The organism is Anaerobacillus arseniciselenatis (genome assembly GCF_001865995.1).
In the GTDB taxonomy this organism is placed as follows: Bacteria; Bacillota; Bacilli; order Bacillales; family Anaerobacillaceae; genus Anaerobacillus; species Anaerobacillus arseniciselenatis.
Genome location: NZ_MLQQ01000001.1, coordinates 543,866 through 565,021, shown reverse-complemented (window position 1 = coordinate 565,021; position 21,156 = coordinate 543,866). Strand labels below are relative to the sequence as shown.

General features: G+C 35.6%; 24 protein-coding genes and 2 riboswitches. Of the genes, 21 read left to right on the top strand and 3 right to left on the bottom strand.

What is annotated here, in order from left to right:
• The first annotated feature begins 27 nt into the window (after positions 1-27).
• A riboswitch (Lysine riboswitch) is annotated at positions 28-205 on the top strand.
• Between the two features lie 239 nt (positions 206-444).
• From lysA to BKP35_RS02750, 7 genes are all read left to right on the top strand, one after another.
• Positions 445-1,764 carry a diaminopimelate decarboxylase gene (lysA, locus tag BKP35_RS02780; protein ID WP_071311852.1) on the top strand — a complete coding sequence of 440 codons (1,320 nt, stop codon included), beginning with the start codon at positions 445-447 and terminating at the stop codon, positions 1,762-1,764.
• Positions 1,765-1,940: 176 nt separating this feature from the next.
• Positions 1,941-2,375: a peptidylprolyl isomerase gene (locus BKP35_RS02775; RefSeq protein ID WP_071311851.1), complete on the top strand. Its 435-nt coding sequence runs from the start codon at positions 1,941-1,943 to the stop codon at positions 2,373-2,375.
• A gap of 333 nt (positions 2,376-2,708) precedes the next feature.
• A riboswitch (FMN riboswitch) is annotated at positions 2,709-2,858 on the top strand.
• A gap of 214 nt (positions 2,859-3,072) precedes the next feature.
• The gene (gene ribD, locus BKP35_RS02770) at positions 3,073-4,161 is read left to right on the top strand and encodes a bifunctional diaminohydroxyphosphoribosylaminopyrimidine deaminase/5-amino-6-(5-phosphoribosylamino)uracil reductase RibD (RefSeq protein WP_071311850.1); all 1,089 of its coding nucleotides are present in this window, start codon (positions 3,073-3,075) and stop codon (positions 4,159-4,161) included.
• A 1-nt stretch (position 4,162) separates the two neighbouring features.
• Positions 4,163-4,816: a riboflavin synthase gene (gene ribE / locus BKP35_RS02765; RefSeq protein ID WP_071311849.1), complete on the top strand. Its 654-nt coding sequence runs from the start codon at positions 4,163-4,165 to the stop codon at positions 4,814-4,816.
• A 291-nt stretch (positions 4,817-5,107) separates the two neighbouring features.
• Positions 5,108-6,301, top strand: a complete 1,194-nt coding sequence (locus BKP35_RS02760) for a bifunctional 3,4-dihydroxy-2-butanone-4-phosphate synthase/GTP cyclohydrolase II (RefSeq protein ID WP_071311848.1) — start codon at positions 5,108-5,110, stop codon at positions 6,299-6,301.
• A 306-nt stretch (positions 6,302-6,607) separates the two neighbouring features.
• Entirely contained in the window at positions 6,608-7,075 is a 468-nt protein-coding gene (gene ribH / locus BKP35_RS02755) for a 6,7-dimethyl-8-ribityllumazine synthase (RefSeq protein WP_071311847.1), read from the top strand.
• Between the two features lie 231 nt (positions 7,076-7,306).
• Positions 7,307-7,663: a GNAT family N-acetyltransferase gene (locus BKP35_RS02750; protein WP_071311846.1), complete on the top strand. Its 357-nt coding sequence runs from the start codon at positions 7,307-7,309 to the stop codon at positions 7,661-7,663.
• Here BKP35_RS02750 and BKP35_RS02745 read toward each other — a convergent pair whose 3' ends face one another.
• Positions 7,664-8,176, bottom strand: a complete 513-nt coding sequence (locus BKP35_RS02745; RefSeq protein ID WP_071311845.1) for a DUF309 domain-containing protein — start codon at positions 8,174-8,176, stop codon at positions 7,664-7,666. It abuts the gene before it with no gap.
• Positions 8,177-8,488: 312 nt separating this feature from the next.
• Between BKP35_RS02745 and BKP35_RS02740 the strand changes: the two genes are divergently transcribed.
• From BKP35_RS02740 to BKP35_RS02725, 4 genes are all read left to right on the top strand, one after another.
• A complete protein-coding gene (locus BKP35_RS02740; RefSeq protein ID WP_071311844.1) occupies positions 8,489-9,253 on the top strand; it encodes a segregation/condensation protein A in 765 nt (254 codons plus the stop codon).
• Between the two features lies 1 nt (position 9,254).
• A complete protein-coding gene (scpB, locus tag BKP35_RS02735; RefSeq protein WP_071312226.1) occupies positions 9,255-9,830 on the top strand; it encodes an SMC-Scp complex subunit ScpB in 576 nt (191 codons plus the stop codon).
• A gap of 132 nt (positions 9,831-9,962) precedes the next feature.
• The gene (locus BKP35_RS02730) at positions 9,963-10,454 is read left to right on the top strand and encodes a DUF3907 family protein (RefSeq protein WP_071311843.1); all 492 of its coding nucleotides are present in this window, start codon (positions 9,963-9,965) and stop codon (positions 10,452-10,454) included.
• A 173-nt stretch (positions 10,455-10,627) separates the two neighbouring features.
• Positions 10,628-11,524, top strand: coding sequence for a superoxide dismutase (locus BKP35_RS02725; RefSeq protein WP_071311842.1), 897 nt, complete (start codon positions 10,628-10,630; stop codon positions 11,522-11,524).
• 169 nt (positions 11,525-11,693) lie between these two features.
• Here BKP35_RS02725 and BKP35_RS02720 read toward each other — a convergent pair whose 3' ends face one another.
• Together BKP35_RS02720 and BKP35_RS02715 are read right to left on the bottom strand one after the other, a co-directional pair.
• A complete protein-coding gene (locus tag BKP35_RS02720) occupies positions 11,694-13,286 on the bottom strand; it encodes an alkaline phosphatase family protein (protein WP_071311841.1) in 1,593 nt (530 codons plus the stop codon).
• Positions 13,287-13,328: 42 nt separating this feature from the next.
• A complete protein-coding gene (locus BKP35_RS02715; RefSeq protein ID WP_071311840.1) occupies positions 13,329-13,883 on the bottom strand; it encodes a hypothetical protein in 555 nt (184 codons plus the stop codon).
• 339 nt (positions 13,884-14,222) lie between these two features.
• Between BKP35_RS02715 and BKP35_RS02710 the strand changes: the two genes are divergently transcribed.
• From BKP35_RS02710 to BKP35_RS02665, 10 genes are all read left to right on the top strand, one after another.
• Positions 14,223-14,426, top strand: coding sequence for a DUF1657 domain-containing protein (locus tag BKP35_RS02710; RefSeq protein ID WP_071311839.1), 204 nt, complete (start codon positions 14,223-14,225; stop codon positions 14,424-14,426).
• Positions 14,427-14,576: 150 nt separating this feature from the next.
• On the top strand, positions 14,577-15,020 hold the full coding sequence (locus BKP35_RS02705) for a YhcN/YlaJ family sporulation lipoprotein (RefSeq protein ID WP_084031416.1): 444 nt from the start codon (positions 14,577-14,579) through the stop codon (positions 15,018-15,020).
• 144 nt (positions 15,021-15,164) lie between these two features.
• Positions 15,165-15,644 carry a stage V sporulation protein AC gene (gene spoVAC / locus BKP35_RS02700; RefSeq protein ID WP_071311838.1) on the top strand — a complete coding sequence of 160 codons (480 nt, stop codon included), beginning with the start codon at positions 15,165-15,167 and terminating at the stop codon, positions 15,642-15,644.
• Between the two features lies 1 nt (position 15,645).
• Positions 15,646-16,662: a stage V sporulation protein AD gene (gene spoVAD / locus BKP35_RS02695; RefSeq protein WP_071311837.1), complete on the top strand. Its 1,017-nt coding sequence runs from the start codon at positions 15,646-15,648 to the stop codon at positions 16,660-16,662.
• A complete protein-coding gene (gene spoVAE / locus BKP35_RS02690; RefSeq protein ID WP_071311836.1) occupies positions 16,659-17,009 on the top strand; it encodes a stage V sporulation protein AE in 351 nt (116 codons plus the stop codon). Before spoVAD ends, spoVAE begins: the two co-directional genes overlap by 4 nt.
• 15 nt (positions 17,010-17,024) lie before the next feature.
• Positions 17,025-17,231, top strand: coding sequence for a DUF1657 domain-containing protein (locus BKP35_RS02685; RefSeq protein ID WP_071311835.1), 207 nt, complete (start codon positions 17,025-17,027; stop codon positions 17,229-17,231).
• A gap of 198 nt (positions 17,232-17,429) precedes the next feature.
• Positions 17,430-18,287 (top strand): DUF421 domain-containing protein, encoded by an 858-nt coding sequence (locus BKP35_RS02680; protein WP_071312224.1) that lies wholly within the window; start codon positions 17,430-17,432, stop codon positions 18,285-18,287.
• A gap of 118 nt (positions 18,288-18,405) precedes the next feature.
• Positions 18,406-19,569, top strand: coding sequence for a D-alanyl-D-alanine carboxypeptidase family protein (locus tag BKP35_RS02675; protein WP_245741834.1), 1,164 nt, complete (start codon positions 18,406-18,408; stop codon positions 19,567-19,569).
• Entirely contained in the window at positions 19,562-20,158 is a 597-nt protein-coding gene (locus BKP35_RS02670; protein WP_071311834.1) for a nucleoside recognition domain-containing protein, read from the top strand. The genes BKP35_RS02675 and BKP35_RS02670 overlap by 8 nt, the downstream gene beginning before the upstream one ends.
• Positions 20,158-20,694 carry a spore maturation protein gene (locus BKP35_RS02665; protein ID WP_071311833.1) on the top strand — a complete coding sequence of 179 codons (537 nt, stop codon included), beginning with the start codon at positions 20,158-20,160 and terminating at the stop codon, positions 20,692-20,694. Before BKP35_RS02670 ends, BKP35_RS02665 begins: the two co-directional genes overlap by 1 nt.
• Positions 20,695-21,156 lie beyond the last annotated feature (462 nt).

The window sequence follows — 21,156 nt, the reverse complement described above, 5'->3', positions numbered from 1 at the left end:
ATAACTTAATAAAGGTTCCTCATTTGTTAATGAGGTAGAGGTGCAATGCGAATGATTACACTGTGGAGCTAGGGAAGCGTTGAAACAGCTGGAAAGGTCAATTTGCCGAAGTGAAGAAGTGAAGGGGCCCACTTCATCTTCGCTGGTTCGTTATTGAATAAATAACGAACTGTCACTGCCAAAGCAGTGGAGGACTACTTAAACGTGAGGTTACGAATAGCTTTTACCAGGTGGCTAATGTAACTTACATTAGTCACCTTTTTATATAGGCTATTTGAGTGAATTTCATAAATTCCTAAATTGAGCCATATCAAACTATATGTAGTTGCGAGCGGTTTAACGCAACTACATATAGATACTTTATGGCGATAATATTGAATTATGAAATTCATTAATTCAAATAAATTAGAGAAAATATCGTTTGATTTGAGAGGAGTTTAATAAATGTACAAACATGGAACAAGTACAGTAAATGACTTAGGTCATTTAGAAATTGGTGGTGTTGATGTAACAAAATTGCAAGAACAGTACGGCACACCTTTATACGTTTATGATGTTGCATTAATTAAAGAACGGGCATATGACTTCGTGCAAGCTTTTAATAAGAGAAACATAAAAGCTCAAGTAGCTTATGCGAGTAAAGCATTTAGTTGCGTCGCTATGGTACAGCTTGCTAAAGAATTAGATTTAAGTTTAGATGTCGTTTCGGGCGGAGAATTGCACACTGCTTTAGTGGCAGGCTTTCCAGTAGAAAAAATCCACTTTCACGGAAATAATAAAAGTTATGATGAAATAGATATGGCAGTCGAAGCTGGAATTGGTTGTTTTGTTGTTGATAATTTTTTTGAAATTGAATTATTAAAACAAGCTGCAAAAAAGCATAATAAAGTCGTATCCGTACTACTTCGTATTACACCTGGAGTTGAAGCTCATACTCATGAGTACATCTCGACTGGGCAAGAAGATTCTAAATTTGGCTTCGATTTGACTACTGGCCAAGCTGAAGAGGCGATTCAAAAAGTAACTGATGATGAATCGTTTCAATTGTTAGGGTTACATTGTCATATTGGATCACAAATTTTTGAAACGACAGGGTTTACGTTAGCTGTAGAAAAAATATTCTCATATTTAGCAGAGTGGAAAACGAAGTTAAACTATGTACCGCGAGTGTTGAATCTTGGTGGCGGATTTGGTATTCGCTACATTGAAGGTGATACACCACTTCCTGTTTCACAATATGTTGATGCAACGATTGATGCTATCGAATTCCAAGCAGAAAAATTAGCAATCGAAATTCCGGAAGTATGGATTGAGCCAGGAAGGTCACTTGTTGGAGACGCAGGGACAACTTTGTATACAGTGGGTTCTGAAAAAGAAATTCCTGAAGTTAGACATTACCTTTCAGTAGATGGAGGTATGACAGATAATTTACGTCCAGCACTTTATCAAGCAGAGTATGAAGCTGTTGTAGCAAATAGATGTAATGAAACGAACCAAGAAACATACTCTATTGCTGGAAAGTGTTGTGAAAGTGGCGATATGTTAATCTGGGATATTGCCCTTCCGTTTGCTAAACCAGGTGATATTTTAGCGGTCTTCTGTACGGGGGCATACGGATATTCAATGGCGAATAATTATAATCGTATTCCAAGACCAGCAGTAGTATTTGTAGAAAATGGAGAAAGTACTCTAGTAGTAAAACGTGAAACTTACGAAGACGTTGTTCGTCTTGATCTTTCATTAGATGGTTGTGAAGTAAAATAATTAGTTATAAGGAGTGGGGCTGTTCCTTAAGTGTCTGATACTTATGGAACAGCCTCAACCTTATGAAATTCATAAATTTGTGTTTTGTTGATGAAATATAGTAAAATAATTTGTGTGTTAAATTTAAGGCACTTTCAAAACGAAAGTATACAAGCTATTTAAGGAGGATACATAACGTGAAAAAAGGTAGTATTGCATTTGAAAATGGAGAAAAGATTGTTATTGAATTTTTCCCAGAGGAAGCTCCTGGTACAGTAGAAAACTTCGAAAAGCTTGCTAACGAAGGTTTTTATAACGGTTTAACGTTCCACCGAGTTATTCCTGGTTTTGTTGCCCAAGGTGGTTGCCCAGTCGGAAATGGAACAGGTGGTCCTGGTTATACAATTAAATGTGAAACAGAAGGTAATACACACAAGCATGGACGTGGTTATCTTTCTATGGCACACGCTGGTCGTAACACTGGTGGTAGCCAATTCTTCATTCTCTTTGAGCCACAGCCTCACTTAGATGGAGTTCATACAGTATTTGGGCGAGTGATTGAAGGAATGGATGTTGTAGATCGCATTCGTCCTAACGATGTTATGAGTGAAGTTAAAGTTTGGGAAGAGTAATAAATTAAAGAAATTGTTCGATAAGTGTCAGATCACTAGTATAAAAACTATGTAAAGAGGCGAATTCCCTTTGTCTTTATTTAGTTATTGCTGGTGACTGACATTTTTCGTTCGGTGACGATTACCGTTATGAGGGTTTTACATATTAGATGGTGTGGATTAAATCGTCATGACAGTTTTGTATGTAAAAGTTTGGTTGTTGGTTAGCTCAATGACAAGTTTTTGTAACAATTTTCGACGTTAAGGTAGACAAGCTTCGCAACTTTTATGATATAATAAATTAAACAATTAAATATTGTTGTTAAAGAAGTACAGATATTTTCTGTATTTGTTAACTACCTTCGGGGTCGGGTGAAATTCCCAACCGGCGGTGATGAAGCTGTTGCTTCTAAGCCCGTGACCCGTTTTACGATATGTGTGTGAAGCGGTGGATTTGGTGAGAAACCAAAGCCGACAGTAAAGTCTGGATGGGAGAAGGTATTGTGTAATTGATGGGTATGTTCTATATTTTAATTTGTTGGAAATGATTTTCCGACAATAAGTTATAAGCAGGATTATGTCGAGTAATTGATATAGATTTGTTTATGAAAAAATATAGGTGTTACCTGTTTATTTAGCGATGCTTTTAATCCCTGAGGACCAATGTCTTTAGGGATTTTTATTTACAATTAAATCTTTTAAAAGGAAATGACTGAAAATGAACGATCTAACTTATATGAAATTAGCATTACAATTAGCTGAAAACACTAGAGGGCAAACGTCTCCTAACCCAATGGTAGGGGCGGTCGTTGTGAATAATGGAAAAGTCGTAGGGATGGGAGCGCACTTAAAGGCTGGTGGAGGGCATGCCGAAGTTCATGCTCTATATATGGCAGGTGAAGCGGCTATTGGGGCTACCATTTATGTGACGTTAGAACCTTGTAGTCATTACGGGAAAACACCTCCATGTGCGGATTTAATTATTGAAAAAGGAATTAAGCGAGTTGTTATTGCGACACTTGACTCCAACCCATTAGTTGCTGGGAATGGTATTAAAAAACTACAAGAAGCCAACATAGAGGTTGAAGTTGGCGTTTTAGAAACAGAGGCAAAGCAGTTAAATGAAGTTTTTTTTCATTATGTGGATAAGAAAACTCCTTACGTCACCTTAAAAACAGCCACTAGTTTAGATGGGAAAATTGCGACTACTACAGGTGAAAGTAAATGGATCACAGGTGAGTTAGCGCGAGAAGATGTTCATAAGCTTCGTCATCAGCATGACGCTATTTTAGTTGGGGTTGGCACAGTTCTTGAAGACGATCCTAGCTTAACGACTAGATTAAAGAGCGGTGGTAAAAACCCAATTCGAGTGATTTTAGATCACCAACTAAGAACGCCAGTTGAAGCAAAAGTCGTTACTGATAAAGAAGCCGAAACATGGATTGTTACGACAAGGGAAGCCCCACTTGATAAAAAAGAAAAACTAATGAATTTGGGAGTAAAAATAATTGAACTAGCCGGTGATAAAATAATCATAGAAGACCTTTTAAAATGTTTAGGAGAAAAAAGTATTACCTCTTTATTTGTTGAAGGTGGAAGTACTGTTAATGATAGTTTTTTACGCTCCAAATGCATCAATGAAGTGATTACTTATATAGCGCCGAAGTTAATTGGTGGAAGCGGTGCGCCAACATCATTCTCAGGAATTGGTTTTCCGAATTTAGGAGATGCACTTCAATTAATGATTAAAGAAGTTACACAATTAGGCCAAGATATTAAAATTGTTTCAATCCCAAAGGGGGAATAATATGTTTACAGGTATCATTGAAGAGGTCGGTTCTATTGAACAAATAAAGCAAACAGGAGAAGCAATAGTGATGACGATCCACTCTGAAAAGTTGCTCTCTGATGTTAATTTAGGCGACAGTATTGCTGTTAATGGTGTATGTTTAACGGTGACATCTTTTGAAAAAGAAAGATTTACAGTTGATATGATGCCGGAAACAGTGAGAAATACGAGTCTTAAGCACCTAAGTCGTGGGTCAAAAGTAAATCTTGAACGGGCAATGGCTGCTGGTGGAAGGTTTGGCGGACACTTTGTTTCTGGACATGTCGATGGGATTGGTGAAATCGTAAAAAAAGAAAGACAACATAATGCTGTTTATTATGAGATAAAAGTCGCTCCAGAATTAAGGAAATATATTCTTATGAAAGGCTCAATTGCGATTGACGGTACTAGCCTAACGGTTTTTGGGGTAACTGAAGATACTTTCACCATTTCAATTATCCCGCATACTCTTTCTGAAACAATTATCGGACAAAAAGGGACAGGCGATATTGTTAACCTTGAGTGTGATATGGTAGGAAAGTACATTGAACAATTTATTCAACAAAGGTTTCAAGATAACCCAAAAAAGTCTGACGTAACAGCGAGTTTTTTAGAAGAACATGGATTTAAATAAGAAATCGCTTAACAATTAAAAGTTGGTTAGTTGGAAAGAAAAGCACACCGAATTTTCATATAGACGGTGATGGGCACTAGTCATGGTGTTTTGTATGAAAAAAGGTGGGTGATTTTCTGAACGAGCCTCTAAAACTCGTTAGAGGTTTACAGCGAAGAGAAGGAAATCGCCCTCCTTTTACATTTTAGATGGTGGAATATTTCGCATAAAGGCTTTGTATGATCAACTTTTGCTTTTGATGTCTTGTTCTTTTTAGGGGGATTTTAGAAAGTATACCAAGGAGGGAATCTTATGTTTGATCCAATTGAAGAAGCGATTTATGAATTAATGCAAGGAAAAATGGTTATTGTGTGTGATGATGAAGATAGAGAAAATGAAGGGGACTTTGTTGCTATAGCTGAAAAAGCAACACCTGAAGTGATAAATTTTATGATTACACATGGTCGTGGTCTTGTATGCGCACCGATCACTGAAGATAGAGCAAAGCAGCTAGAATTACTCCCAATGGTTGATCATAACACAGACCCACACGGGACAGCATTTACAGTTAGTGTTGATCACAAAACAAACACAACAGGAATATCTGCTCATGAGCGTTCTGACACTGTTCTTGCTTTAATTGACGATCACTCAAAAGGAAGTGACTTTAAAAAGCCTGGTCATATTTTTCCGCTAGTCGCAAAAGATGGTGGAGTTTTAAGACGAGCAGGCCATACTGAAGCTGCTGTTGATTTAGCAAGGTTATCTGGGGCTAAACCAGCTGGAGTTATTTGTGAGATTATTAAGGAAGATGGAACGATGGCAAGAGTTCCTGATTTAAGAAAAATTGCTGACGAACATGACTTGAAGATGATTACCATTAAAGATTTAATTCAATATCGAAATCGTAAAGATAAGTTAGTAAATCGCGAAGTAGAAATTTCATTACCGACTGAATATGGAACATTTAAAGCCTTCGGATACTCGAATATTATTGATGGAAAAGAAAATGTTGCTTTAGTAAAAGGTGATATTTCGCCAGACGAACCTACTTTAGTACGTGTTCATTCTGAATGTTTAACGGGTGATGTATTTGCTTCATTCCGCTGTGATTGCGGCCCACAACTTCATGCTGCTCTAGATCAAATAGAGAAAGAAGGAAAGGGTATTCTTCTTTATATGCGACAAGAAGGAAGAGGAATTGGGTTGTTAAACAAGATGAAAGCATACAAGCTTCAAGAGGAAGGCTTCGATACGGTCGAAGCGAATGAAAAGTTAGGTTTTGCCCCAGATTTACGTGATTATGGAATTGGAGCTCAAATATTAAGAGACCTTGGCGTAAGGAAAATGAAGCTACTTACTAATAATCCGAGGAAAATAAAAGGATTAAAAGGCTATGACCTTGAAGTAGTAGACCGCGTACAGCTTCAGCTACCACACAATATTAATAACGAAAAATATTTACGTGCCAAACAACAGAAGCTAGGACATATGCTCCACTTTTAAGATGAATTTTGAATTTTAAATTTAAAATTTTAAATTCAAAATTTAAAATTAGTGAGGGTAGTGCTACGGAGTCTTTGTACAAAAAAGGAGGGCGATTTTCCTGAACGAGCCTCTAAAACTCGATAGAGGTTTACAGCGAAGAGAAGGAAATCGCCCGACTTTACATGGAAGATAGTAAAGGAATTCTGTCGAGGGTTTTGTATTAAAATAGATACTTGACGGTGCATCGTCATGTTGGTTTTATATGTAAGTTTAAATTTTGAATTACCGAATGAAAATAAATTACGATATTTGGAGGAGAAGAACATGGGAAACATTTATGAAGGAAATTTAGTAGGATCAGGTTTAAAAGTAGGAATTGTTGTTGGAAGGTTTAACGAATTTATTACGAGTAAGCTATTAGGAGGAGCGGAGGATGCCCTAAAACGTCACGGAGTTGACGAAGCTGATGTTGATATCGCATGGGTACCAGGTGCTTATGAAATACCACTAATTGCTAAAAAGATGGCAAACTCTAAAAAATATGATGCAGTAATTACTTTGGGAACTGTTATTCGTGGTTCTACACCACACTTTGACTATGTTTGTAGTGAGGTTTCAAAAGGGGTTGCATCTATTAGCCTCCAAAATGATATTCCAGTCATTTTCGGAGTACTTACAACAGATACAATTGAACAAGCGATTGAACGAGCTGGAACAAAAGCAGGAAATAAAGGCTGGGAAGCGGCTGCTGCTGCGATTGAAATGGCTAACTTAACACGTTCTTTCGAATAAAAAAATATTTAGAGGATGTTATAATGCGATTGAAGTATCATCATCATAGTAACAACGTGATGAATGCAATGGAACATCCTCTTTTATTTTTTCAAAAAGATATTTTCACCCTTCAGGCTTTTCGTAGTATAATATGAATAAACTGAGCTTATAAAACATATGATTGCATTTAGGTGAATCATTTTGCTTTGTGTAATTTTTTTACGAATATAATATAAAGAGGGATGTTACATGTTAATAAAATACAAAAGCAGTTATGAAAAAATTTCTATGGGACTTCTTGCTTTTATGCCTGAAGAAAAAAATGTAAAGAAGCTGCAACAAAAAATAAAAAAGTATGAAGAAGATCCTCGTTGGCAGCTCTATTTATGGAAAGAAGATGAAGATATTGTCGGAATTGTAGGGGTTTCTTTATTGGAAGATGATACTGTACAACTAAATCATATTTCTGTAAATCCTTCTTTTAGAGAAGAAGGGATAGGAAAAGAGATGATCTCAGCCTTACAAGAAATTTATAATGGGAAACTTGTACCAAGTGTCCAGACAGCTTTATTTTTTGCGAAATGTGATTCTGATAACTGTGAGTAACTAACGGTTTCTTTTCCTATTAAGTTGCTGTTTGCGTTCTTCAATAATTTGTGAGCGGTCTCTTAATTTATGTTTGTCGATAAGCTCAATTGATACTTTAATATTTTTCTCACCCCAAGATCGCCCTTTTTCTTGGGAATTCTTCTTACAATATTCAATAACGGTTGGATCGTTAAGCGGAATGGATAATGAGTAATAAGGTAGCTGCTTCTTTATTTCAATTTGCTTAGCATATAATAAATCCATTAATTTAGTTTCATTAATGCCTAGTTCCGATAATTTTCCCTTTTCTTCTTTTAAAATTTTTATAGCTCCCATTAATTGTTTATTTGCCCCTTTAAAGTTACCTCGTCTATGATGGTACATAGCAACAGCCAGTTGGATGAGCCCTACCCAAACTTTATTCGCTTTCCCTTCCTGTTTCCAATGTTCTTCGAGAGCCTCATGACACTCAAAGTAATCACGAAAACTATGGAAATAAACTAGATAATCAATATATGCTTTTGGATACATTTGATTTCTCCTTCCAATGTCATCTATTTAATTAATATAACATATGTAGTATACAGAAGCTTTCTTAGTAACTCGTTAGGTGTGGATGAATTAAGTCGCGTTAGCGATTTTGTTCTAAGATAAGCAAGCATAAATTTTTGAACTATGGCAGTTGTCTAGCTCCAGCGCCTACGCTTTTCTTGTTGAAATAAAAAGTTCATTCATACTGTCATATATTCTGATAGGCAGTTTAATATGTTATAATATTATATTGGATGTGTTTTAATGAGTTATGTTTCGTAAAACAATAAAGTAATCGAAAATGGTGGAATTATGGATATATATAATGTGAAATTAGATGCCTTTGAAGGTCCTCTAGATTTACTCCTTCATTTAATTACAAAAGCTGAAGTTGATATATACGATATACCGTTAGCAAAAATTACCGATCAGTATATGAATTATATTCATACGATGCAAATATTAGAATTAGATGTAGCTAGTGAATATTTAGTAATGGCAGCAACATTACTCGCTATTAAAAGTAAAATGCTGTTACCTAAGCAGGAAGAAGAATTATTTAATGATGAACACGATTTTGTTGAAGAAGAAGATCCTCGAGAAGAACTGATGAATCGCTTGATTGAATACCGGCGTTATAAAGGAGCGGCGGAAACGTTAAAAGAGAAAGAAAAAGAGCGCGGGTTGATTTATAGCAGAACACCTAGCGATCTAAGCCCTTATGTGGAAGAAGTAAAACAAGAACCACAAAAAATTAATGCAAGTATTTATGATATGATTGATGCTTTTAACCAATTACTAAAACGCAAACAGCAAAAAATTCCGAGAAAAACCAAAATAAATAGAGAAGATTTTCCGATTGAAAAAAGGATGGAAGAGATCATTGAACAGCTTAATCAAATGAATGGAAAAACGTCTTTTTATCAGTTATTTCACTATCAAGAACGTGGGCAATTAATCGTCACTTTTTTAGCCGTTTTAGAGCTCATGAAAGCACAAAAAATCATTTGTAAACAAAACAATAATTTTAGCGATATTTCAGTATGTAGATGGGAGGAAGAAACTTTTGTTAAATGAAATGGAAATGAAAGCAATTATTGAAGGCCTTCTTTTTATTTCTGGTGAAGAAGGGATTGACGAGAAACAAATTGCTGATGTTCTGGAGATTGATATTGTAATGGTCAAAGAGTTACTATCAAATTTAATCGAACAATATAGGAGCGAAACTCGTGGAATGCAAATTGTAGAATTAGCTGGTGTTTATCAATTGACGACGAAACAAGAGCATGCTCCATATTTTAAAAGATTAATTAATTCACCTAACTCTGCTACATTATCGCAAGCAGCACTAGAAACTTTGGCAATTGTCGCTTATAAACAACCGATAACGAGAGCGGAAATTGAAGAGATCAGAGGTGTTAAATCCGAGCGCCCTATTCAATCACTTGTATCAAAGGTGTTAGTGAAGGAAGTGGGTAGAGTTGAGGGGACAGGACGAGCTATACTGTACGGAACAACGAATGATTTTTTAGATCATTTTGGATTGAAGTCCTTAAGAGAACTACCTCCACTTCCAGAAAAGGAAGATGATACAGCACTAGAAGAAGCTGACTTATTTTTTCAACGGCTTCAAGAGAATTTAGTTGAAAATTAAACAAAATTTGAGAAAAGTTTGATTATTTGATTAGATTTTCACAGTTCGCTTACTTTTTATCGTATAATAGAGTAAATTGTTGATGGTCTATTAATTTTATCTTATTTTTACAAATTATTTAGGGGGATTTTTATGGGTAATAGTCTTGTAAAAGGACAAATTACATTAGCGAACGAAATGCTAGCAAAAATAAGTACAACTGTAAGTGAGTATTTGAATGAAGTAACGATATCGAATTTAAACGCTGAAAAACAGGAACCAAAAGAAGGTTATTATCGTGAACTTTTAGCTTCTTTAAGAAGAGTTAATGTATTTTGTGATGAAGGAAAAAGTTCTTGTGAAATCATTTTAAACAGTAATACCTTTCGTAAAGTAGCTGCAGAAAAAACCCTTTTTTGGATTTATCATAATTGTGTTGAAGAGTTCTTCAACCCTAGAATCGAAAATTGGTATGAAGATAGTAGAGCGGCATACACAGGAAGGAATGCGATTAAATTTGCCTACTCCGTTCCTACCTCGTTAAAAGAAATGGTGTCTAGTATTGAAGGACCATTTCAGTTAATTCGTGAGGAACTTGAATATTATGAAACAGATTATCAAACAAAAATGATCCAAACAAAATAAAATAGTGCTCAAAGGGCTGTCCCATAAGTGTCTAACACTTGTGGGGCAGCCTCTTTTGTATGAAAAAGTCCGGCATTTATTTTCTTTGCACTAATGTCCTTTGCGAGCATATAGTAAAACGAGGTAATCTGCGGAGATTCAATAAAATTTATGATAATTAATGGAGGGGAAAAATGGAACAGTTACAACGACTACAGTATTATAATGAATTGTTAGCATGGTCTAACAACTTAATAATGAGTGATGGAATAGCCGAACATCGAAGCCATTTAAATAGTAAAGTGAAAAAATTTGAAGAAAGTTTATTAAGAGTTAATAAAGAACTTCTTTCTAATGAAGATATTCTTAAGTTTTCGAAAATTGCAGATGAAATTTATCGCGAATTTAATCACAATGATCTGTTCATTGATGAAAGTAGCCTTGTTGTAAAAAGGAAAGAAGGAGAAGTAAAAAGGGTACCTATTGGAGAACATCGCTTACCACCATTACCATATGCTTATAATGCCCTTGAGCCTTATATTGAAGAAGAAATCATGCGCTTGCATCATTCAGAACATCATAAAAGTTATGTTGAAGGTTTAAATAAAGCAGAAAAAGAAATGGAAAAAGCAAGAAGAAAAAATAATTTTGACTTAATTAAACATTGGCAAAGAGAAGCGGCCTTTAACGGTGCAGGTCATTATTTGCATACAATATTTTGGAATGCGATGAGTCCGAAAGGTGGGGGGAACCCTAGAGGAGCTCTTGCAGAACAGATCAATACAGATTTTGTAAGCTTTGATCGTTTTAAAGAACATTTTTCAGAATCGGCTAAAAATGTTGAGGCAGTCGGTTGGGCAATTTTAGTTTGGGCACCTCAAGCAAGACGATTAGAAATATTACAAGCAGAAAAACATCAAAACTTAAGCCAATGGGATGTTGTTCCTTTATTGCCTTTAGATGTTTGGGAGCATGCATATTATTTACAATACAAAAACAATAGAGATTTATATGTCGATAATTGGTGGAATGTTGTTGATTGGAACTATGTGAGTGATCGCTTCCAAAAAGCAAAGCAATTGCAGTGGTGATCGTTAAGAAACAAGCCGCTTTTTAGGAGAAATAATAGTCGGTCAGGGTGTATTAGTAGTGTCATTTCAATACAGAATAAATATAGACATCTTTAAAATATGACTATATTTATTGCTACTAGGACTGCACTTTGTGTAATGCTCCGACCGACTTTTAAGCAATTTGATCTTAATTAATGTTTGTCTTGTCTTCTTCTAAAAGATCAATAATATAATCTTTTAAATCAACCATGCGAAGATACTTCGGTTTTTTATCAGTACCAGCAATAATTAAGGCAGCAAGAGTATCATTAGCATGAATGCCCCCGTGCTCACCACCACCCTCATGAATAGGAGCACCTTCAGAATAAAACTGAAACCCTGGATTAGCGGTTAAAATTAATGCAGGTATATCATTGCTTTGAAGAGCGGTGTCTAGTTGATTTAAAACATCCGGATTGTCGACATACTTTAACTCTTTGTTATGTTCATCAATTTTTATAGAGGCTACCTTTTCTTCTCCTTCAATATCCCATCCTTGGTCATACCGATCATGATAATGATCACCACGTTTAAAGCGAAAGAAATCATTGTATTTTGGTGATAATACGTAATTCCACTCCCCATCGTTCCAACTTGCCATTGCAATACGTTCATCGCTCATTGCGATTTTAGCTAACTTAGGTATTGCCTCAGTTTGATTAGGAGCATATACATAAGTCATGCGATGATTGTTGGCAAATGCTAAATCATAGTCGCTTACTTTGTCCCCTAATGGAGCAATTGAAAAGTCTTCATACAAATGCTCTAGGTCGATCGTTAATTCAACGTCATTATCAATCAGTTTATCTTGTCCGTGATCTCCTAATACGATAAAAATGTTTTCCTCAAGTGCCTTATCCCAACTTTCATAACCATTTAATATTTCTTGGAAAAAGGTTTCTGCTCGCTCAAATCCTTTTAAATAATGGATACTATTTTCATGAGCTTCACGGTCAAAGTCAGGCAAAAATACAGTTAGAAAATCTGGTTGTTCCTCACTTTGAATGATTGCTTTTGTTGCTTCTACGGAAAACTCATCATTTAGACCCAGTTTACGAAAAACAGACTCTGGCAACTGCTTGTCTTTAAGTGCCTTCGGTTTAACAAGTTGTCCGAAAGCGAGTAAGTCTGGTCCCATCGTTTTAAAACCTTCAGGTAAGCCGATCGTTTCTCTAAAAACAGGGGGGATATTCATTGAATGCGATTTAGGACCTCTATATACAATGAAATTCACGGATCCCGTTGAATAACCTTTTTCATGCAAGTCTTCAAAGAGTGTCGTAACGTTTGGACTTAGATGTGTATTGTTCAAGTGATAAAGGGAATCTTCGATCGTTTGCTCTGGACTTAGCTTAATTAACTTTTTTAGTGATGCCCCATAATCAACATAGCGGTCTTCGTTAACTTTATACCAATTCAAACCAGGTATTTTATGCTCATCAGCCATCTTCCCGGTTAAAATTGTACTTTCAATAACGACAGACATTGACGGAAATGGAGCAACTAACTCCTTATAATACTGCCCATTGTCAATTAAAAATTGTAAAGAAGGAATCGTCCCTTTTTCTTTTGTTCGATCAATAACTGAACCTGTCATCGAGTCGATAAGCACTAATATTACTTTTTTACTTGGATCTTTATCGTTTTGTTCCAAACCTTTTATACTTGCTCCGTCCTCAGGAGTGTTCCCACAACCAGAAATAAGTAAGATCGTTAATATAAATGTTAGTAATCTCCTCATAATAAATACTCCTTTATTTTCTGTGAAAATTTAGTTTTTTTATTATGTGTAGGAAATGGGAGTATTAGTCATTTTTTCTTCTTTTTGAATTTCAGTGAGCATTTTATCGAGTTGCTTAACTAATTGCTCTGAAGCAACCATCATTTTTCCGACATCCCCTGATTTTTGTGCAATATCTCCAGGAAAAACCGTTCTTAATTTATGATGTTTGTTAACCCAATACTTTTGGCGGTAGTTATTGTATGTGTGAAAGTAAAGGTTAATTTGTTCTACATTATTTTTAGAGAAAGCTTTTTGTAATAAATCGTCACTAATTCCAATAGTGGTTGGCGTATTTTCTATCGATTTCACATGAAGATTTGTTGTTTGTTTATGTACAGCATTTCGAATGGTAAACATCTTTAAAAACACAGCCGTAATTACCTCTTCTTTTAGATATTGCCTTGAAAGATCATTTTCGTTTCGGCTTCCTCCAGTTTCGGTATTCTTTTGCATTTTTAATCGATGTATTATTTTGAAGGAAACGACTAACTGACATATCGATAATATAATAACGATGACTACAGCAATTATTATAAAAATTATTAAATGGTCCATTTGTACCTCCAGGGCTAGTTAGTTTGTTGGTTAGTGGACAGTTGGTTAGGCTGCGCTCCCGCCTGACTTTTACATTTTAGCTAGTAGCGATTTATCGTCATGAGAGTTTTTATGAAAATCCATTACCAATTTTCTATATTAGATAGTGACGACATGAAAGTTTTGTATGGTTATGTATGTAAAAAATCCTATATCTAAAGAATAACAAATATTACAAAACATGAAAATGATTGATGTTGTTAAAGTATGGATTCATTTGGGCGAATACAATGACGAAAAAAAATCAAAATAATATTTGAACAAAAAAGTTCACTAATAAATAATTCTGGAGGTTTTAACATGACTGTAGCATCTCAAGTAAAACAAACTCTCGCTGGATTAAAAAGTGCACAAGCGAGCTTTGAAACATTTGCACTTCAAACAGAAAATCAACAAGCGAAACAAATGTTTCAAAATTGTGCTCAACAAACTCAAATGATTGTTGACACATTAAGTCCACGCGTTCAAGAAATTGAACAAGAAGAACCACAATATAAGAACTAAAGGATTTTAAATCATTTTTTGTAAAAGGAGTGGGTAGTCCTAAAAAATGTCAGAAGCTTTTGGGACTGCCCTCTTTCCTACATACATAAAAAACATAAACATGCAAAAAATAATTCATACCGTATTTTTGAAGAGATGGGACTGATATGAATGAAAATGAAAAAAACTTTCTTTTTTTCGATACTTATTCTCGTTTCAGTAATTACAGCTTGTAATATCGGTGGCCAAGCCGAAGAAGTAAAGCCATTATTTATCGGAGCAAATAAAGTGTTCGATCAAACGATAGCAGATGAATCGAAACAACTAGTTCTTTCTATGGAAGAAGTTGTAGAAGTAAAAGGAGTAAATAAAGAAGAGAACATTTATATAGCTGCAAAAGTGAAACAGTTTGATCGTTTCTTTTTAGATAGAATTCGTAATGAGGCCCATGACAAAATAAAAAAACGATTTCCTGAAGCGAATGTACATGTTTCAACTGACAAAAAAGTTTTTCTTGAGTTAGAAAAGTTAGAAAGGAAGATTTATCAAAATAAGATCAACAAAGAAAATGTTGAAAAACAGATTAAAAAAATTGAGGATTTTATGACAGGATAAGATTTTAAATTAAATCAATGAATTTCATAATTCATTATTCTCGCCACTAAGATCAATATATAGTTGCGTGATATGGCTCATTTTTGGTAATTATGAAATTCACTTAAATAATTAAATTTCTTAAATTAGAAAGGAGTGAAAATAATGGCAGATCAAAAGAAGAAAAATTTAACTCCTGTACAGCAAGAATATCATAGTTTAGCAAAAAAACATGAAATCCAAAGACCCGTATTGAAAAATTGTATTAAAGCTTTTTTAGTTGGTGGGTTCATATGTTTTATTGGCCAATTTGTGCAAACTTTTTATGTCCACTTTTTTGAATTTAATGAAAGGACTGCCGGGAATCCAACGGTGGCGACAATGATATTTATCGCCGTTTTATTAACAGGTTTTGGGGTTTATGACCGAATAGCCCAATTTGCAGGTGCAGGTACTGCCGTTCCAGTTACAGGCTTTGCAAACTCAGTAGCATCAGCGGCTATCGAACATCGCACAGAAGGTTATGTATTAGGCGTTGGTGGTAATATGTTTAAGCTAGCAGGATCAGTCATTGTATTTGGCACTTTTGCTGCGTTTGTTATTGCCATCATTAAAACTTTAATTGTGGGATGGGGGGGACTATAAAATGATGTTAGGCCATCGAACTTGGTTTTTTGAAAATAAACCGAGAATAATCGCAACTGGCACAATTTGTGGTCCATTTGAAGGGAACGGTAAAATTCCCAACGACTTCGATACAATTCACGCCGATTTATGGCTCGGTCAAGATTCTTATGAAAAAGCGCAAAAAGTAATGTTTGAAGAAGCATGTGCAAAGGCGATTGAAAAAGCGGGTTTAACAAAAGAAAAAATTGAATTTCTTTTAGCGGGAGATTTAATTAATCAAATAACTCCTACGAGCTTTGCTTCGAGGACGTTAAGTACACCGTACATAGGATTGTTTGGCGCATGCTCTACTTCAATGGAAGGGTTAGCGTTAGCTTCGTTAATCGTTGATAGTGATTACGGTAAAAATGTGTTAGCTGGTACAGCGAGCCATAATACAGCAACAGAAAAACAATTTCGTTATCCTACAGAATATGGTGGTCAAAAGCCACCAACAGCACAATGGACAGTTACTGCTGCTGGCGCTGCCGTCGTTTCAAAACAAGGTGACGGTCCTGTCGTAACTTCAGCAACTTTAGGAAGGGTAATTGACATGGGAATGACGGACCCGTTTAATATGGGGGGGGCTATGGCTCCTGCTGCTGTTGACACAATTTCAGCACATTTAAAGGATCGTAATATTGACGCTTCTTACTATGATTATATTTTCACTGGAGATTTAGGTTCTATCGGTCGAGAAATAGCTCTTGATTTATTTAAAAAACATAGCATCCCAATGGATAAAGAAAAATTTCAAGATTGTGGTCTGCTAATTTATAAAGATGATCAACCAGTTTTAGCAGGTGGCAGTGGTTGTGGTTGTTCAGCTGGCGTAACTTATGGTCACTTATTAAATCGAATGAAACAAGGCGAGATCAAACGTATGTTAGTAGTAGCAACAGGAGCATTATTATCGCCATTATCATTCCAACAAAATGAAACAATTCCTTGTATCGCGCATGCTGTTGCTATTGAAGCTGGAGGTGCTACTGGATGATCTTTTTTTGGGCTTTTGTTGTAGGTGGAATTATTTGTGTCATTGGACAAGTGTTAATGGATGTCATGAAGCTAACACCGGCACATACAATGAGCGCTTTAGTTGTTAGTGGAGCTGTATTGGATGGCGTGGGGTTATATGAACCGTTAATTGATTTTGCAGGAGCAGGTGCTACCATTCCAATCACATCATTTGGTAATGCTCTCGTTCACGGTGCAATGGCCGAAGCGGAACGTCACGGTATAGTCGGTGTAATTACCGGGATTTTTGAAGTAACAAGTGCTGGTATATCAGCCGCGATAATATTTGGCTTTATCGCCGCTCTTGTATTTAAACCGAAAGGATAAGGAGTTGACGGTAAAATGACGGTCGGTTCACAAGTAAAGCAATGTTTAGCTAGTTTAAAAAGTATAGAAGCTAATTTAAATAGTCTTTCTTTAAAGGCCGAAGATGAAGAGGCTCGCCATGCCTTTCATGAAAGCTGCTTAAAGACTCGAAAAGTACTTCAACAGATAGAAGCACGGGTTGGTGAATTAGAATATGAAGAACCACAATATAAAGGTTTTTAAACATCCTCTTTAAATGCAGGTTAAAAAAGGAGGATAATCAGAGCTGAGGGAGGTCGAGGCGGCGAAGCTTCGAGCAACGGAATGTATGCTTTTAATACATGAGTAGCACAGAAGCAAGCCAACGAAGAGATCCGCAAGCTATGATTACCGGACTTTTTAAACATCCTCTTTAAAATAGAAAGGAGAGGGAATATGATCATACCAGGTTGGGTTGAGATTCTGCTTAGAACAACTGTAGCTTTTTTGATATTACTTGCAGCACCCAAAATTTTTAGAAGAACGTCAATTGCCCATTTTTCGTATTTTGAGGCTTCAGCAATGATTATTATTGCTGTAATTTTAGCAGTTGGTTCCTTTCATATTGGTATTCCGGTCGGCTATTCAATCACGGCGCTAATAACTTGGGTTTTAATTGTAGGGGTCGTTAATTACATCTCATTGAAAAGTGTATCTTTTAGAAATTTCATTCACGGAAAAGGAATACCTGTCATTAAAGACGGAAAAGTATTGGAAGAAAACTTGAAGAAGGAACGATATACTACCGACGATTTATTGAAGCAATTAAGGGCAAGAAATGTTTTTAAAGTAGCAGATGTTGAATTTGCTGTCTTAGAGTCGAGTGGGGATATTAATGTTTTATTAAAAAAAGAAAATCAACCTTTAACACCAAAAGATATGCTTATACCGGTGGCGCCAGTTAAAGAACCACAAACCATTGTAATGGACGGGAAAGTAATGGATGAAGCTCTAGCAACGGTTGGTTTAAATCGTGGTTGGCTTGAAGCTGAATTAGAAAAACAAGGGATAGCGATTGAAAATGTATTTATTGGTCAGGTAGACAGTTATGGCGAACTAACGGTTGATTTGTTTGACGATAAAATAAAGGTCCCTGAACCGAAAGAAAAACCTTTATTACTTGCATCAATTAAAAAGACTCAAGCGGATTTAGAAATTTTTTCCTTGCAAACAGAGAACGAACAAGCAAAAGACTTATTTAAAAACAGTGCTAGTGAAATGGAAGAAGTTTTAAAAACAGTTCAAAAATATTTACATTAACACGTAAGGATTAGTTCGTTGGAAAAAGCGAAACTAATCCTTTTTTTATATTAATAATCATATCACGTTTTTGGTGTGCATAAACTTGTACAAAACATGTAAGGGACGGGGTATGAAAATGGTAAATAAATCTTTCATGAAATACAACATTTTAGTAATAGTATTCTTATTACTATTTTCAATATCAACATCAAGTGTGTCTGCTAACAATTTTTCTGTTTCAGCTCAAGGGGCGATTTTAATTGAGCAGGAAAGTGGACGAGTGCTTTATGAAAAAAATGCTCATTCACAATTACGAATTGCGAGTATCACTAAAATAATGACCGCTATTTTAGCGATAGAATCAGGGAAAATGGATGAAAAAGTAAAAGTAAGTAATAATGCTTTCGGAACAGAAGGGTCGTCTCTTTATTTAAGACTTGGAGAAAAAATCAAACTCGAGGATTTAGTTTATGGATTGATGCTTCGTTCTGGAAATGATGCCGCAGTGGCGATCGCCGAACATGTAGGTGGTAGTCTAGACGGTTTTGTTTATTTAATGAATCAAAAAGCGAGAGAGATCGGCATGGAAAAAACAGTGTTTAATAATCCTCATGGTTTAGATGATCATGAAGAGCATTATTCTACTGCTTATGACATGGCACTGTTAACTCGATATGCGATGGAGAACGAGACATTTCAGGAAATTTCAAGTACGAAAAGCTATCGTGCCCCTCAAGAAGGAGAAAATTGGGACCGAATATGGCAAAATAAAAATCGATTATTGACACAATTATATAAATACTCGACTGGGGGAAAAACCGGTTATACGAAAAGAGCAAAACGTACACTAGTATCAACAGCGACGAAAGATGATATAAACTTAATTGCTGTGACATTAAATGCCCCGAGTGATTGGCAAGATCATATGAATATGTTTAATTGGGGGTTTGAATCATTTGCGGTCCTCCCTGTCGTAAAAGAAGGAGTCATAAAAAATTTAAAAGATGAATTTTATAAAAATAATGTAAGTGCTAACTATACATTTGAATATCCTTTAACTGCTGAAGAAAGAGAACTAGTAAATAAAAAAATTACTTTATACAACCCCCCTAAAGGGAATGAGTGGCAAGTAAATGGTCCGCCTAATCCAGTAGGTAAAATAACGATTGAATTAAACGGGACGAATATTGGTGAAGTGCCTCTTTCTTTTACTGGTGACTTACAAAAAGAGAAAAAGAGTTTATGGACAAAATTTATAGATTTATTTTTCATCGTACTCGGAGTGAATAAAGATGGTTAACATTATCTGGATGGCGATGTTAACCATCGGGATTGTCTTTGCAGCTATTACTGGGAATATGGAGGCTGTAAACGAAGCAGTTTTTAAAGGAGCGCAAGATGCAGTTACCATTTGTATTGGACTAATTAGTATTTTAGTTTTTTGGTTAGGATTAATGCGTATTGCACAAGCTTCTGGCTTGTTAGAAGCGTTAGCAAAAATAATGAAGCCGATCGCAACGAGACTTTTTCCAGAAGTTCCAAGTAATCATCCTGCGATGGGCTATATTTTATCGAATATGACAGCAAATATGTTCGGGTTAGGTAATGCGGCAACTCCAATGGGGATAAAAGCTATGGAACAGTTAAAAGTATTAAATGGTAATAAAGATTCAGCGAGTCGTTCAATGATTACGTTACTAGCAATTAATACAGCTAGCATTACGTTAATACCTACTACGGTCATTTCGATTCGCATGAATTATGGATCGGTAAACCCTACAGAAATTGTTGGTACGACGATTATTGCAACGACTTGTTCGACGATTGCTGCCATCTTAATCGATCGTTTTTTCTATTATCGGCGCTTAAAAAAAGGTAGGGAATTATAATGGAATGGATTAGTACAATTTCAATTTGGTTAATCCCTTTGTTAATTATGTTTATATTACTATACGGTACAATTAAAAGAGTACCTACATATGAAACGTTTATAGAGGGCGCTAAAGAAGGCTTTGGAATGGCTGTATCGATCATACCTTACTTAGTAGGGATGTTAGTTGCTATTAGTGTGTTTCGAGCTTCAGGGGCGATGGATTTTTTTATCGAACTAATTAAGCCTGGTCTTCAAGCGATTGGTGTTCCTACTGAAATCGTTCCACTTGCATTAATTCGACCGATTTCGGGTACAGGGGCGTTAGGGATGACCTCTGACTTAATTGCAACCTACGGACCGGATTCATTTATAGGTAGACTAGCCTCTACGATGCAAGGTAGTACAGATACAACGTTTTATGTGCTAACCGTTTATTTCGGTGCGGTTGGAATAAAGAAAATGGGCGATGCTCTTAAAGTAGGCCTTTTAGCCGATGTAGTAGGAATAATTGTTTCAATAACCATTGTAACTATCGTTTTTGGATCTCTTTAAAATTAAATTATTGATGAATAAAAATGTTACGATAACTATAGGCAACACTCTTTTGAGAATACTCTCTTAAAAGGGTGTTACACTCTGCTTTTTGGACTGAATTCAAGCGAAAGCTTGACTCTTCACGCATAGCGTGAAGCATTAGAAAATAAGGGGCTGGCCCAAAACAAAGTGTCAGACACCGTAAGGCACTAAATATAGACGTATTATAAAATTTATATGTCTATATTTAGTTAGTTCTACATGGTGTCAGACACTTATGGGACATCCCCTTATTTTCTGATGTAGTCCAAAAAGCGATAGATTTATGAAGCCCCTAAATCTTTTATTTAAAAATATATACAATATAAATAATAAAATATTGTTAAAATGAGGTCATTTTTGCTTATAATAGGTAATGTTGCTTTTTTAGTTAAGAGTGAAGAGTTTTGAGTTATGAGTTTAGTAAGGAGTGCTTCGAAG